The 13,532-nt window shown below is 64.8% G+C and carries 15 protein-coding genes; 8 read left to right on the top strand and 7 right to left on the bottom strand.

All coding sequences use genetic code 11. The annotated features are described in order from the left end of the window. The 3 genes from VLE48_09565 to VLE48_09555 all read right to left on the bottom strand — a co-directional run. Positions 1–298, bottom strand: a 298-nt coding sequence (locus tag VLE48_09565) for a hypothetical protein (protein ID HSA93245.1), incomplete at its 3' end; no start/stop codon positions are given. Continuing rightward, a complete protein-coding gene (gene rlmB / locus VLE48_09560; GenBank protein ID HSA93244.1) occupies positions 298–1,035 on the bottom strand; it encodes a 23S rRNA (guanosine(2251)-2'-O)-methyltransferase RlmB in 738 nt (245 codons plus the stop codon). The genes rlmB and VLE48_09565, both read right to left, overlap by 1 nt. 38 nt (positions 1,036–1,073) lie before the next feature. Continuing rightward, positions 1,074–1,967 (bottom strand): phosphatase PAP2 family protein, encoded by an 894-nt coding sequence (locus tag VLE48_09555; GenBank protein HSA93243.1) that lies wholly within the window; start codon positions 1,965–1,967, stop codon positions 1,074–1,076. A gap of 85 nt (positions 1,968–2,052) precedes the next feature. Here VLE48_09555 and VLE48_09550 point away from each other — a divergent pair, with 85 nt between their 5' ends. The 3 genes from VLE48_09550 to VLE48_09540 all read left to right on the top strand — a co-directional run bounded on the left by VLE48_09550 (position 2,053) and on the right by VLE48_09540 (position 5,279). Beyond that, the gene (locus VLE48_09550) at positions 2,053–3,234 is read left to right on the top strand and encodes an acetyl-CoA C-acetyltransferase (protein ID HSA93242.1); all 1,182 of its coding nucleotides are present in this window, start codon (positions 2,053–2,055) and stop codon (positions 3,232–3,234) included. 104 nt (positions 3,235–3,338) lie between these two features. Beyond that, positions 3,339–4,109 (top strand): LytTR family DNA-binding domain-containing protein, encoded by a 771-nt coding sequence (locus VLE48_09545; GenBank protein HSA93241.1) that lies wholly within the window; start codon positions 3,339–3,341, stop codon positions 4,107–4,109. 66 nt (positions 4,110–4,175) lie between these two features. After that, positions 4,176–5,279 carry a nitronate monooxygenase gene (locus tag VLE48_09540; GenBank protein HSA93240.1) on the top strand — a complete coding sequence of 368 codons (1,104 nt, stop codon included), beginning with the start codon at positions 4,176–4,178 and terminating at the stop codon, positions 5,277–5,279. A gap of 1 nt (position 5,280) precedes the next feature. Here the strand turns inward: VLE48_09540 and VLE48_09535 are convergent, their stop codons facing one another. Together VLE48_09535 and VLE48_09530 are read right to left on the bottom strand one after the other, a co-directional pair. After that, a complete protein-coding gene (locus tag VLE48_09535; GenBank protein ID HSA93239.1) occupies positions 5,281–5,433 on the bottom strand; it encodes a hypothetical protein in 153 nt (50 codons plus the stop codon). Positions 5,434–5,517: 84 nt separating this feature from the next. After that, positions 5,518–6,051, bottom strand: coding sequence for a hypothetical protein (locus tag VLE48_09530; protein HSA93238.1), 534 nt, complete (start codon positions 6,049–6,051; stop codon positions 5,518–5,520). Between the two features lie 77 nt (positions 6,052–6,128). Here VLE48_09530 and purS point away from each other — a divergent pair, with 77 nt between their 5' ends. Further along, on the top strand, positions 6,129–6,374 hold the full coding sequence (gene purS / locus VLE48_09525; GenBank protein ID HSA93237.1) for a phosphoribosylformylglycinamidine synthase subunit PurS: 246 nt from the start codon (positions 6,129–6,131) through the stop codon (positions 6,372–6,374). A gap of 146 nt (positions 6,375–6,520) precedes the next feature. Continuing rightward, entirely contained in the window at positions 6,521–8,392 is a 1,872-nt protein-coding gene (gene glmS / locus VLE48_09520) for a glutamine--fructose-6-phosphate transaminase (isomerizing) (GenBank protein ID HSA93236.1), read from the top strand. A gap of 31 nt (positions 8,393–8,423) precedes the next feature. Here the strand turns inward: glmS and VLE48_09515 are convergent, their stop codons facing one another. Beyond that, a complete protein-coding gene (locus VLE48_09515; protein ID HSA93235.1) occupies positions 8,424–8,852 on the bottom strand; it encodes a hypothetical protein in 429 nt (142 codons plus the stop codon). Positions 8,853–9,101: 249 nt separating this feature from the next. On the opposite strand from VLE48_09515, the gene dnaK reads away from it, so the two are divergent. The 3 genes from dnaK (at position 9,102) to VLE48_09500 (ending at position 12,766) form a co-directional block, all read left to right on the top strand. Beyond that, positions 9,102–11,039 carry a molecular chaperone DnaK gene (gene dnaK / locus VLE48_09510; GenBank protein HSA93234.1) on the top strand — a complete coding sequence of 646 codons (1,938 nt, stop codon included), beginning with the start codon at positions 9,102–9,104 and terminating at the stop codon, positions 11,037–11,039. Positions 11,040–11,163: 124 nt separating this feature from the next. Further along, positions 11,164–12,357, top strand: a complete 1,194-nt coding sequence (locus VLE48_09505; protein HSA93233.1) for a J domain-containing protein — start codon at positions 11,164–11,166, stop codon at positions 12,355–12,357. 4 nt (positions 12,358–12,361) lie between these two features. Continuing rightward, positions 12,362–12,766, top strand: a complete 405-nt coding sequence (locus VLE48_09500; protein HSA93232.1) for a helix-turn-helix transcriptional regulator — start codon at positions 12,362–12,364, stop codon at positions 12,764–12,766. A gap of 119 nt (positions 12,767–12,885) precedes the next feature. On the opposite strand, the gene VLE48_09495 is transcribed toward VLE48_09500, so the two are convergent. Next, positions 12,886–13,398, bottom strand: a complete 513-nt coding sequence (locus VLE48_09495; GenBank protein HSA93231.1) for a Spy/CpxP family protein refolding chaperone — start codon at positions 13,396–13,398, stop codon at positions 12,886–12,888. Positions 13,399–13,532 lie beyond the last annotated feature (134 nt).

Genomic DNA, 13,532 nt, shown 5'->3' with positions numbered 1-13,532 from the left:
GGTCGGAGATGTAGGGCTGCCCAACGTACTGCAGCGGCTTCCCTGCCGCAGTGACCGTCTTCCAGGCGAGCGCTGACGAGATCTGCAACGCGGCTACGCGCTGCGGCGCGGGGCTGTCGTTGCGCAAAGTCACGTTCGCAGTGGCAGCCAGGGTCTGTTGCGCAGGCGAGATGCGAGCCTTCAGTTCCCAGGCGGTGATGGTGAAGGCGGAACGGTCGAGGGCGGAAGATGAAAGAGCACCACCACAAAGAACGCAAAGGACTGCCACGAAGGACACCAAGGAGGACCGGGTCGTCATCACTTGGCTGCTACCTGGCGGCGTTGGCGGACGAGTTCATACATGACCACCGCGGCGGCGACGGAGACGTTCAGCGAAGGAACCTTGCCCAGCATGGGAATGGAGACTAGGAAGTCGCAGCGGCGCCGGATCTGCTCGTGCATGCCCTTGCCCTCGGCGCCCAGCACCAGAGCGCAGTCCATGTTGTAGTCGAGGGCGTCGTAGCTTTGCGGGGCGCGTTCGTCAAGGCCGACGATCCACACGTTGCGCGCCTTCAGCTCCTCGAGCGCACGGCCCAGGTTGGTGACGCGCGCGATGGGCAGGTGCTCGCTGGCGCCGGCGGACACTTTGGCCACGGTAGCGGTAACGCCCACGGCGCGACGCTCGGGAATGAGGACGCCGTCGGCGCCGGCGGCATCGGCGGTCCGCAGGATAGCGCCCAGGTTGTGCGGGTCCTCGATGCCGTCGAGCACGAGGACAAAGGCATGGCGGCCGTGGCGGTGGGCCAGGATAGCCTCCGGGTCGTCGTAGCGCCGGGCCGCGGCCACCGCCACCACGCCCTGGTGCGCGCCGCCGTTGGCCAGGCGGTCAAGCTGGTGGCGGGGCAGAAAGCGCACCGGCACGCCGAGCGCGCGGCATTCTGCAATCAGCTTCTCGACGCGGGCGTCGTTCCGACTGGCAACGCCCAGGTACGCGAAGGCACGGCCGCGGGCCTTCAAGGCCTCGGTCACAGGGTTGATGCCGAAAATGACGTCCATCGGGATGAGTCTAACGGAATTGTGCGATTGACGAGGGATTACGACTGGACGAGCCTGGCCCAGCGAGGCCGCCGCACCAGCCAAGCAACGATCGCCTCCGCCAGCAGCGCGATCACGATGCCGCCAGCGATGTCGGATACATAGTGATAGCGGTCATACACCGCGCCGATGCAGAGCAGCACTACCAGCGGCGTGAGCGCCATGCCCAGGCGCGGGGCGTAGCGCCAGGCGTAGATCAACGCCACTACGGCGGCGGCGACGTGCGAACTGGGAAAAGCGTTGCCGTGCACGCCGCCGTGCTTCTGGATGAGGTTCACGAGGAAATGAAACGGGCCGCCCTCGAGCGGTACGGTGTGCAGATGGCGCAGCGTGTGCGCGGGACCTTCGGTCGGAAAGGTCAGAAAGACCAGGTAGCACAGCATGTAGCTCACGACGCTGGTGGACATGGTGCGCCGGAAGGCGGGCATGTCGCCGCGGTGGTAGAGCACGCCGCCCACCATTATCAGCAGCAGGAAGTAGGAAAAGTACCCGATCTCCAGGACCTCGGTCAGCCAGGGCGTGGCGAATTGTCCCAGCCAGACCGTGGGTGGCGCGGCAAAGAACCTGGCTTCGAGGTCGAGCAAATACTGGTCCTGCCAGGAGTCGACGAACAGGAAGGAGAGGCGGGCCACCTCCTCGAAACAGACGATGAATATCAGCAACGGATACCAGTGATGCAGGAAGTGCCAAATGCGGGAGCGCGGAGCGCCTGCTACCAATGCCGCGATCACCAGCAGACAAACGGCGTGAACGGCCAGGAACGACGGCCAGGCGGGGATGCGGTGGTGCAGCAACAGAATCACCAGACCCAGCCCGCCGAACCAGGCGAAGTAGAGTCGGTCGACAAAGTTGGTCCGCTGCCACCAGGAAACCGGTTGAGACTGGTTCGTCATAGCTCGGGACCCGGATTGTACCGGCGTTTCTCACTCTCCGGGCCCAGACCGGGCGGGTGTTAGACTGACAGTTTCGGAGGTCGCGGTGGAAGGCGTCTTTATTCTTTCGGCGGTGCGCACGGCCATCGGCAAGTTCGGCGGCTCGCTGGCGGGAAAGACTGCCGCAGACATGGGCGCCATTGCGGCGCGGGCTGCGCTGGAGCGCGCCGGAGTCCGGGCCGACCAGGTGGACGAGACCATCTTCGGCAACGCCCGCCAGGCGGGCGGCGGTCCGAATGTGGCGCGACAGATCTCCATCCGCGCCGGCCTGCCGCAGGAGGTTCCCGCCTATACCGTGAACCAGGCCTGCGCCTCCGGCATGAAGTCGGTGGCGCTGGCGTTCGAGGAGATCACGGCCGGAAACCTGGAGTGCGTGCTCACCGGGGGCACGGAATCCATGTCGCGCCTTCCCTACTACCTGGACGGCGCGCGCTGGGGCTACCGGCTGGGAAACCAGGACCTGGTGGACGGCATGTATCGCGACGGCTTCTTCTGTCCCCTGGCCAAGATGGTGATGGGCGAAACCGCCGAGGTGCTCGCCGAACAGTACAAGATCCCGCGTGAAGAACAGGATCAATACGCGCTGCGGTCGCAGCAGCGCGCGCAGGCGGCCATCGAGGCCGGCAGGTTCGGCTCAGAGATCGTTGCGGTTGAGCTCGACGGCAAGAAAGGCCCGCAGACATTCGCGCGCGACGAGCACCCTTTCCTGGGCGCAACTCTGGAGAAGATGGCCAAGCTGGCGCCCGTGTTCTCCAAGACGGGCACCATCACCGCGGGAAATTCGTCGGGCATCACCGATGGCGCAGCCGCGCTGGTGGTGGCGGGCGAAGCCTTCGTGAAGCGGCACAACCTGAAGCCGACGGCGCGGGTGATGGCGGCGACCAGCGCCGGCGTCGATCCGCGCATCATGGGGATCGGGCCGGTGCCTGCGCTCGGCAAGATGAAGGAAAAGTTCGGGCTGGATTACGCCGGGTTCGACCTGATCGAGCTGAACGAAGCCTTTGCCGCGCAGGTCCTGGCCTGCGACCGCGAGCTGCACTTCGATCCGGAGAAGCTGAACGTGAACGGCGGGGCGATCGCGCTGGGACATCCCATCGGGTGCACGGGTGCGCGCATCACGGTGACGCTGCTGCACGAGATGCTGCGGCGCAAGGCCAAGCGAGGCATGGCGACGCTCTGTGTCTCCGGCGGCATGGGCATGGCGCTGGCGCTGGAGAGCGTAGCCTGAAAGCGGACAGCCTCGACTGGTAACCTCGATCGGCGCGCGTTGACGCTGCAAAACCGGGGTTCTTATACTCGTTGGGAAGCTTTTCTCGAGGCATCCGATAACCCATGCCACTTTCCGCTCTCATCGTGGATGACGAGCAGCTCGCGCGCGACGAGCTGGCCTACCTGCTGAAGTCGGTGGGTGACGTCGAAGTAGTGGCCCAGGGCAAGAACGGCCTGGAGGCGGTGAGCCTGATCAAGGAGCACTCGCCCGACCTGGTCTTCCTGGACGTGCAGATGCCCGGCCTGGACGGCTTCGGCGTCATCAAGAAGCTGCTCGACCGGCGGGTGCCGCTGCCGCAGATCGTGTTCGCCACCGCCTACGATCAGTACGCCGTCAAGGCCTTCGAGGTGAACGCGGTCGACTACCTGCTGAAGCCTTTCGACAAGAAGCGGGTGACGCAATCAGTCCAGAAGGCCAAGCGCGCGAGAGAGACCGCGGGAGCGCCTGCCGAGCGTTTGGACGCGCTGGTGAAGATGCTGGAAGGACAGAAGCCGCAGGCTAACCGCATCCTGATCAAGGCCGGCGGGCGGCTGTTCCTGGTGGACCAGAAGGACATCTGTTACGCCTCCATTGAAGACGGCGTGATCACGGTAGTGACGGCGGCGGCGGAAGGCCAATCGAACTGCCGCACCCTGGAAGAACTACTGGCCTCGCTCGATGCCAACACCTTCTGGCGCGCGCACCGCTCCTACGTGGTGAACATCAACCGCATCCGGGAAGTGGTGCCCTGGTTCAAGAGCAGCTATCAGCTCCGCATGGACGACAAGAAACAATCGGAGATTCCGGTGAGCCGCGCCCAGACCAAGCGGTTGCGGGAGCTGTTCCGGCTGTAGCCAGCTGGCTCCTTCCTTTCTGTTACGAGTAGCATTCCGGAATTCCCTCTCTCTTCGAGGTGAGTGATGGAAAAACACGCTCTGCACACGCCGCTCTGCGACCTGTTGGGTGTGCGTTATCCGCTGGTGCAGGCGCCGATGTCGGGCGGGCCGACCACTCCCGAGCTGGTGGCGGCCGTCTGTGAGGCCGGCGGTTTCGGCGTGCTGGCGGCGTTCCGCGTTGCGCCGGAAGATGTGCGAAAACAGATCCGTGCGGTGCGGGAGCGAACGGATCGCCCGTTCGGCGTGAATGTCTTACTGGCACCGCCCGAGCCAGGCAACCGCGACGCCGTGCCTGTGCAGCAAGTCCTGAACCACTTGCGCCGCGAGCTGAAGTTGCCGGAAGTGAGCGACGCGCCAGCCCTGCCGCCTTCCCAACTCCAGCAGCAGATCCAGGTGATCCTCGAGGAGAGGGTGCCGGTGCTGAGCACGGCGATGGGAGATCCGACGCCGCTGGTCGAGCCGGCACACGCAGCCGGCGCCAAGGTGATGGCGATGGTGACCACGGTGGCGGAGGCCCAGGCGGTAGCCGGGGCGGGTGTGGACATCGTGCTGGCGCAAGGTGCCGAGGCCGGCGGGCATCGCTCGACATTTCGGCTGGGCCCCGACGGTGAGGCGGCGCTGGTGGGAACGATGGCGCTGGTGCCGCAGGTTGCGGACGCCGTGCGCGTCCCGGTGGTGGCGGCAGGCGGCATTGCGGATGGCCGCGGCCTGGTGGCGTCGCTGGCGCTGGGCGCTGCCGGAGCCGCCATGGGTACGCGTTTCCTGGTGGCGCGCGAAAGCGCCGCCTTTCCTGCGTACAAGCAGAGAGTGCTCGAGGCGGACGAAGCTGCCACCGTCGTCACCCGGGCCTTCACCGGCCGGCCCGCTCGCGGCATTCATAACCGGGTACTCGACGCTCTGCTCGCTGCCAAGGTCGAGCCCCTGGCATGGCCGTTGCAGGCACTGGCTGCCGGCGACCTCTATGCCCGTGCCATCGCTGCCGGTGATGCCGATCTCTACCCGCTGCTGACAGGACAAGCGGTGCGGCTGCTCAAGTCCGATCAGGGCGCAGCTGAGATCGTGGCGGAGATCGTGGCGCAAGCCGAAGCAACCCTGGCGCAACTGGCCGGGCATGGGCCGAGGAGCTAAGCTACTCGACCACCAGCTTGCGCGAGTTCATGCCGAAGTTCGTGTTGGCAGAATCGATTGCCAATAGCCGTAACTCGTACGCGCCGGCTGCGGGAGCCTGGAGCGTTCCCGAGTACGTGCTCTTCTCGCCGGCGTAGGCCAAGACCGATTCCACCTCCACCTTCCCTTCCCGAACCAGTTGCGCGACAAGGCGGATCTTGTTGGCGTCCCAGAGCCCGCCGGGCTCCGTAGGGCACCCTCAAGTCATGGTCATGGTGGCGCGCACCGGGATGGGATCCCCCGTCTTCACATGCACGTCCGCGGCGGGATCAACGAACTGCAGGATGAATCCGTGAATTTCCAGCACCACGCCATCGCCGAGGATGTCCTCTCCGGGAACGAGAAGGAGTGTTTTCGTGGCCCGCTGCGTGGCCTGGGGATGGCCGAGCGGCCCTTCCGCGCTGATTTCCACCACCGTGGGACGCTCCAGGGCGACGGTGGCCAGGAAGCCGGCGGCGCCGGGAGTGTCGTAAACGGCAGCACCGCGGCGACGGGGCTCGACCATGATGCGGTCGGTGTCTCCTGACCCGCCTTCCTGCACGCCTTCCGCCAGCGTCTTTCCGGTGGCCAGGTCACGGATGGTGATGCGCGCTCCGCCCACGTGTGTGCCCAGGATCTTGGCGTCGCGCGAGACCGCGCGCACCATCACGCGCGTGGGTTTGCCCTCGGGTGCGGCCAGCGCGTTCGCCGCGCAGAGAAGAATCGCCAGTCCCAGCAGCACCATCTTTCGCATGGAGAGAACCCCCTTTCGCCGGACGCCGCAAGACTCCCGGCTGCCCTGCGCATTCCAGCTTATAATCTACCCAAGTCATGAAGGCCTACGTTTACGTTTCGCTGAAGAAGACGGTGCTCGACCCCCAGGGCAAGACCATCCATGGCGCGCTGAAGAAGATGGGATACAAGGGAGTGGGCGACGTCCGCCAGGGCAAGTTTTTTGAGATCGCGCTCGACGGGGGGCTTTCCCAAGACGCCGCCAAGGCCGAGGTGGAGCGCATGGCGCGCGAAGTGCTCACCAACCCGGTGATCGAGGAGTTCAGTTACAAGATCGAAGACTAAAGACTTTCGCCGCGGATTCACGCGGATGAACACGGATTAAAGATGGGTCGCTTGGGTGGCGACAGCATCTAAAAGGCCTTCGAACTTCCCCGCGACGCTGGCGTCTTCCAGCGATGAACTGGCAACCGGCAACTGGGAACTGACTTATGTGTGGCATCGTCGGATACGTGGGCAAGAAGCGCGTGGTGCCCGTCATCATCGAGGGCCTGAAGCGCCTGGAGTATCGCGGATATGACTCGGCGGGCATCGCCGTGGCCGGCAATGGACCGGGGCTGGAAGTGCGGCGCGCCGAAGGCAAGCTGCGGAACCTGGAAGAAGCCATACGCCTGAAGCCGCTGGACGGCACCTATGGCATCGGGCACACGCGCTGGGCTACGCACGGCCGCCCGACCGAAGAGAACGCCCATCCTCACCGCGATTGCTCGGGACGCATCGTCGTGGTGCACAACGGCATCATCGAAAATTACCTCTCGCTCAAGAAGAAGCTCATCGAGGAGCAGCACAAGTTCGTCACTGAGACCGATACCGAGGTCATCGCCCACCTGGTAGAGAAACACATGAAGGCGCACAACGGCCACCGGCCGTCGTTCGAGGAAGCCGTGCGCAAGGCGGTGAATGAGCTGCAGGGCGTATTCGCGCTGGCGGTCATCACGGCCGACGAGCCCAACAAGATCGTGGCCGCGCGCAACGGCCCGCCGGCAGTGATCGGGCTGGGCAAGGACGAGTACTTCGTGGCCTCGGACGTGCCCGCCATCCTCTATCACACACGCGACGTCTTCTTCCTCGCCGACGGCGACCTGGCGGTGATCACCCCGGCAGGCGTGCAGTTGAGCGACTTCTCCGGGCGGCCCATCGTGCGCCAGGTACAGCACATCACCTGGGACCCCATCATGGCGGAGAAGGGCGGCTTCAAGCACTTCATGCTCAAGGAGATCTACGAGCAGCCGCGGGCCGTGCGGGATACCACGCTGGGCCGTGTTTCCCTCGACACCGGCAAGGTGTTCCTGGAGGAGATGGAGATCACCCCGGCCGAGTTTCGGGCCATCCAGAAGGTGCATATCGCCGCCTGCGGAACGAGTTGGCACGCGGCGCTGGCCGGCAAGTTCATGATCGAGCGACTGGCCCGGGTCCCCGTGGAAGTGGACTACGCCAGCGAGTATCGCTACCGCGATCCGCTGACCGGCCCGGAGACGGTGACCATCCTCATTACGCAGTCGGGGGAGACGGCGGATACCATCGCCGCCCAGCGCGAAGCCAAGGCCAAAGGGTCGAAGACCCTGGCCATCTGCAATGTAGTGGGCTCCATGGTGACGCGCGAGGCTGCGGGAACCATTTACACCCACGCCGGGCCGGAGATCGGGGTGGCTTCCACCAAAGCGTTCACCGCACAACTGGCCGCGATGTTTCTGTTCGCCGTCTACCTGGCGGAGGTGCGAGGAACCGTTTCCACCGACCAGGCGCGTGCGCTGCTGACCGATCTCACGCGCATGCCCGGCAAGCTGGAGTCCATCCTGGCTCGCGACGAAGAAATCGAGGACCTCGCCAAAGAGTACATGCGGGCGCAGGACTTCCTCTTCCTGGGTCGTGGCGTGCACTACCCCATCGCCCTCGAGGGCGCGCTCAAGCTCAAGGAGATCTCGTACATCCATGCCGAGGGCTATCCGGCGGGCGAGATGAAGCACGGACCCAACGCGCTCATCGACGAGAAGCTGCCGGTGGTCATCATCGCGACCTGCGACCGCAACGATCCGGACTCCGTGCTGCGCTACGAGAAGACCATGTCCAACGTGAAAGAAGTGAAGGCGCGGTCGGGCACGGTGATCGCCATCGCCACCGAGGGCGATGAGGAGATCCGCGAGTCCGTGGACCACGCCTTCTACGTGCCGCCGGCGCCGGAACTGCTCTCGCCCATACTGGAAGTGGTACCGCTGCAGCTGCTGGCGTATCACATCGCGGTGCGCCGCGGATGCGACGTGGACCAGCCGCGGAACCTCGCCAAATCGGTGACGGTGGAGTAGGACCGCTGCAACAAGCAGCGGGCAATTCCGTCTACTTTCGCGTGGCGTGTTTCATGATGCGCTGACCCAGCAGCGCCATCATGCCCACCATCACAATGAAGGAGCCGGCAAGAGCGACCGCCAGGTCGTCGAACGTAGGAATGCTCCCCCGTATCGATTGCCGATAGGCAAAAAGCACCGTCGCTGTACCGCCGATGAGCCCGGCCACGGCCAGAACGCCCCACAAGGAAAGCTCGCGCGAGCCGATGCCGCTTGCCATGGCGGAAAGAGCGCGACCGCCGACGAATGCCGCCACCCCGGCCAGCATCATGAACGAAGCCGCCAAGCCGAGCGAGAGTGCCGAGGCATCGGCGTAGGCCATGCCGTACAACAGAACCACGCGCACCAGGAACGCGGCACCTCCCACGACCGCGGCCGCGCCCGCCGCCTGCCAGATGCGCCCTTCCTTCGCCGTCTCCATCGGGTCGCCTCCTCCGGAAAGAACGGTCGCAAAGTGTAGCGCGGAATCACCCGGCCTGCCAGGGGATTCAGGTGTTCTCAATGGCTCGGACTATCACCGACACAGATAGATTATAACATGTATATTTAACAATGACTTACAAGAACTTGACAATATCTCACTCACATCTTATTATGAATAAGAATCGTTTGTGCCGACGCAGGCCCGGTGAGCCAGTGGCCCTGCTGAACTGCACGGAGGCTTGAGAACATGGGCAAGATCATAGGAATCGACCTGGGAACCACCAACTCGGTCGTGGCGGTGATGGAGGGCAACGAACCCAAGGTCATTGCCAACGAAGAAGGAGGACGCACCACACCCTCGGTGGTGGGCTTTACCAAGACCGGCGAGCGGCTGGTGGGACAGGTGGCGAAGCGCCAGGCTATCACCAACCCGGAGAACACCGTTTACTCCATCAAGCGCTTCATGGGGCGGCGCTACGACGAAGTCAGCGAAGAGATGAAGATGGTCCCCTTCAAGGTCGTGAAGGATGGCGACCACGTTTCGGTGGAGATCAACGGTAAGAAGCACACGCCGCCGGAGGTCTCGGCGCTCATCCTGCAGAAGCTCAGGAAAGCGGCCGAAGACTATCTGGGTGAGAAAGTCACCGAGGCTGTCATCACGGTGCCCGCCTACTTCAACGACGCCCAGCGGCAGGCCACCAAGGACGCCGGGCGCATCGCGGGCCTGGACGTGAAGCGCATCGTCAACGAGCCCACGGCCGCCGCCATGGCCTATGGCCTGGACAAGAAGAAGGACGAAACCATTGCCGTCTACGACTTCGGCGGCGGTACCTTCGACATCTCCATCCTCGAAGTGGGCGAAGGCGTGATCGAGGTGAAGGCCACCAACGGCGACACGCACCTGGGCGGCGACAATATCGACCAGCGCATCGTGGACTGGCTGGTGGAGGAGTTCAAGAAGGAAGAGGGCCTGGATCTGCGCGCCAAGGGCAACGAGATGGCGCTGCAGCGGCTACGCGATGCCGCCGAAAAGGCCAAGATCGAACTCTCCACCACCCTGGAAACGGAGATCAACCTTCCCTTCATCACCGCCGATGCCAGCGGTCCCAAGCACCTGGTGAAGAAGCTGACGCGGGCTAAGCTGGAGCAGATGGTGGAAGACATCATCCACCGCTCCGTCGGTCCCTGCCAGCAGGCGCTGAAGGACGCCGGCCTCGATGCCGGGAAGATCGACGAAGTGGTGCTGGTGGGCGGCCAGACCCGCATGCCGCGTATCCAGAAGCTGGTGAAGGAGCTCTTCGGCCGTGAACCTCATAAGGGCGTGAACCCGGACGAGGTCGTGGCCGTGGGCGCGGCCGTACAGGCGGGCGTGCTGGCCGGCGATGTGAAGGACCTGCTGCTGCTCGACGTCACTCCGCTCACGCTGGCCATCGAGACCCACAATCCGCACCGGCCGTGGGAGGGCGGCGTGGCCACCCCCATGATCCCGCGCAACACCACCATCCCGACCAAGAAGACGGAGACCTTCTCCACCGCCGCCGATAACCAGAGCTCGGTGGAGATCCACGTGCTTCAGGGCGAGCGGCCGCTGGCCAAGGACAACCGCACGCTGGGCAAGTTCCACCTGACGGGAATCCCGCCGGCCCCGCGCGGGCTGCCGCAGATCGAAGTCACGTTCGACATCGATGCCAACGGCATCCTCAACGTGACTGCCAAGGACATGGCCACCAGCAAGGACCAGAAGATCACCATCACGTCGTCTTCCGGCCTGAGCAAGGAAGAAGTGGAGCGCATGGCCAAGGAAGCGGAAGCGCACGCCGGCGAAGACCGCGCCAAGCGCGAGGAGATCGAGGTCCGCAACCACCTCGACGCCCTGGTCTACAACGTGGAGCGCATGTTGAAGGAGCACGGCGACAAGATCTCCGGCTCGGAGAAGGAGAACGTAGAAGCGGCTCTAGCCGAGGCCAAGAAGGCGCTCGACGGAAGCGACCGAGCCGCTCTGGACGCGGCCAGCCAGCGGCTCACGCAGGCTTCGCACAAGCTGGCCGAGCAGATGTACAAGGCCGCCCAACCGCAGCCTGGCACGCAGCCCGGCGCGGAACCCGGGGCCACCAACGGCGCCGCCGGCAAGAAGGAGCAGGACGTCATCGACGCCGAGTACGTGGACGTGGAGGAAAAGAAGTAAACGCAGCCACGGATTCACACGGATGAACACGGATAGCAGGGCAGTCGAACACCGACGCCGCGCTGAGTGATTCGTGCAATTCGTGTTGGTCCGTGGCTGATTTTGTGCGAGAAGCGGCGAAAGCATGGCCACTGCAACCAAGGACTATTACGGAATCCTCGGCGTGAAAAAGAGCGCTTCGGCCGAGGACATCCGAAAAGCCTTCCGCAAACTCGCCCGCAAGTACCATCCCGACCTCAATCCCGGCAACAAAGCTGCGGAAGAGAAGTTCAAGCAGATCTCGGAAGCCAATGACGTCCTGAGCGATCCCAAGAAGCGCAAGGTCTACGACCGGCTGGGCTTCTACTCGGACAACATCGACGCAGCGGCGGCCGAGGCCGCAGCTCGCGGCGGCCACGGGCCGGGGTTTGGCGGCGGCCAGGCGGGGCCGGGCGGCGTCCACTTCGATTTTGGCGGCTTCGACTTCTCCGATCTCACCGAACCCGGCAAGAAGGGCGGCGGCACCAGCTTCCGCGACATCTTCTCCGGTATCTTCGGCGGGCGCGGCTTCGGCGCGGAAGAAGCCGGACCGGAGCCCGGGACCGACCTGGAATACCAGGTCAACGTGGGCTTCTGGCAGGCCATCCGCGGCGCGGTGATGCGGCTGAACATCGCCCGCACGGAGGGCTGCGCCCGATGCAAGGGAAGCGGCGCGACCGACGCCGGCGCCCAGACCTGCCCGGAATGCAACGGCTCCGGCCAGGTTACGCAGACCAGCGGGCGCATGAAGTTCAAGCTGGCGTGCCCGCGGTGCGGCGGCTCCGGCAAGACCCGCAACCTGTGCCCGGCCTGCGGCGGCGAAGGCGTGCTGCATCGCACCGAGCCGCTGGAAGTGCGCATCAAGCCCGGGACCCGCGAGGGGCAGCGCATCCGCCTGGCCGGCAAGGGCAACGCCGGGCTGCGCGGCGGCCCACCGGGAGACCTTTACATCATCGTGCGCACGGGCGAGCACCCCGTTTTTCGCCGCGAGGGCGACGACATCCGCATCACCGTTCCGGTCACCGCCATGGAAGCGGCGTTGGGAGCGAAGATCGAGGTGCCCACCATCGACGGCCGCACGCTGCTCAAGATCCCGCCCGGCACGCGCTCGGGACAGCGCCTGCGGCTGCGCGAAAAGGGCGTGCCCTCGGCCACGCGTGAAGGCGCGCGCGGCGACGAGATCGTCGAAGTGCAGATCGTCGTGCCCCTGCCGCGCGACGAGCGCTCGAAAGAGATCCTGCGCGAATTGCAGAAGCTCAACCCGGACGACCCGAGGGCGGAGTTGTGGAGCAAGGTGTAACCCGATGCCGAAGCGAAAGAAACAAGGCGCATACATGATCTCGGCGGTGGCCGAGATGTACGGCATCCACCCGCAGACGCTGCGCCTCTACGAGCGCGAGGGGTTGCTGCGGCCATCGCGCTCCGAAGGCAACACCCGGCTTTACACCGACCAGGACCTGGAGCGGCTGGAGTTCATCCTTTCGCTGGCACGCGAGTTGGGGGTGAACATCGCCGGCATGGCCATCATCCTGGAAATGCGCGAGCGCATGGAAGAGATGCAGCGCCAGATGCAGGAGTTCGTGAACTTTGTGAAAAAAGAGATGCTCAGCCACCCCATGGCCGACCCCGGCCGCGGAGCCATCGTGCCCATTCGGAAGGTGGTGGCGCCAGCACCTCCAGCGGGCAGGGAAAAGAAGAAGGGTCGTTAGCTTCGATTGTCATTCCGAGGAAGCGCGACCGAGTCCGCCGCGGCGGACGAAGAAGCGCGAATCGAGGAATCCCTATCGTCGCCATGCGGCTGGGCTGGAATAGGGATTCCTCGCCAAACTTACTGCTGCGGCGTCTGCCCCTGGCGTTCCGCCTTGCGCTGTTTCATGCGCTCGCGGAAGCGCTCGCCAGCCTGACGACGCTCGTCCATCGCCTTCAGGAACTCGGCGCGCTGCTCCGGGGTCAACACCTTGTTCACCTGCAAGCCGGTGTCCACCATCTGTTGCAGCATCTGCGCGTGCTTCTGTTCGAGCGCTGTGAGCTGCTTCTGGATCTCCGCCTGGTTGGGATTGTCGGAGAAAACCGCCTTCATCAGTGCTTCGCGGTCGCCGCGCCCGCTCGCGAACTGTCCTTTCATCTTGGCCCGCTGGGCCTCGAAGATGCCGCGCACTTGCTGCGATTGCTCGGGTGTGAGGTTCAGCCGCGCTTCCATGTGGGCGAACATGCGCTCGCTTAGAAAGCCGCCGCCTCCCGGGCCGCGCCGGCCATGTTGGCCCTTGGCATAGACGAACGTTCCGCCCGCCAGCGCTACTACCATCGCTATGGCCGCCAGTTTCATCCACCTGCTTTTCATTGCTACCTGTCTCCTTGGTGGGCCGCCGCTCGAAGGCGGCGACCCTCATGCTCTTCAACCCAGACTGCGGCCGGAAGTTGCGCGCCACGGGTTGCCATCAACCCGCTACAATCTGGAGGCGCGGGCTGAGGTAA

The organism is Terriglobales bacterium, assembly GCA_035454605.1.
Taxonomy (GTDB): Bacteria; Acidobacteriota; Terriglobia; order Terriglobales; family Acidobacteriaceae; genus DATMAB01.
Note: the sequence above shows the minus strand (reverse complement) of the source record. Positions and strands in the feature narration are given on the sequence as shown.

Bases quoted from the DNA above. Each gene is read 5' to 3' on its own strand.
- VLE48_09540 (HSA93240.1), top strand. From the start codon at position 4,176: ATGGAAAAACACGCTCTGCACACGCCGCTCTGCGACCTGTTGGGTGTG.
- purS (HSA93237.1), top strand. From the start codon at position 6,129: ATGAAGGCCTACGTTTACGTTTCGCTGAAGAAGACGGTGCTCGACCCC.
- VLE48_09500 (HSA93232.1), top strand. From the start codon at position 12,362: ATGCCGAAGCGAAAGAAACAAGGCGCATACATGATCTCGGCGGTGGCC.
- glmS (HSA93236.1), top strand. From the start codon at position 6,521: ATGTGTGGCATCGTCGGATACGTGGGCAAGAAGCGCGTGGTGCCCGTC.
- VLE48_09495 (HSA93231.1), bottom strand. From the start codon at position 13,398: ATGAAAAGCAGGTGGATGAAACTGGCGGCCATAGCGATGGTAGTAGCG.
- VLE48_09505 (HSA93233.1), top strand. From the start codon at position 11,164: ATGGCCACTGCAACCAAGGACTATTACGGAATCCTCGGCGTGAAAAAG.
- VLE48_09545 (HSA93241.1), top strand. From the start codon at position 3,339: ATGCCACTTTCCGCTCTCATCGTGGATGACGAGCAGCTCGCGCGCGAC.
- dnaK (HSA93234.1), top strand. From the start codon at position 9,102: ATGGGCAAGATCATAGGAATCGACCTGGGAACCACCAACTCGGTCGTG.
- rlmB (HSA93244.1), bottom strand. From the start codon at position 1,035: ATGGACGTCATTTTCGGCATCAACCCTGTGACCGAGGCCTTGAAGGCC.
- VLE48_09530 (HSA93238.1), bottom strand. From the start codon at position 6,051: ATGCGAAAGATGGTGCTGCTGGGACTGGCGATTCTTCTCTGCGCGGCG.
- VLE48_09515 (HSA93235.1), bottom strand. From the start codon at position 8,852: ATGGAGACGGCGAAGGAAGGGCGCATCTGGCAGGCGGCGGGCGCGGCC.
- VLE48_09555 (HSA93243.1), bottom strand. From the start codon at position 1,967: ATGACGAACCAGTCTCAACCGGTTTCCTGGTGGCAGCGGACCAACTTT.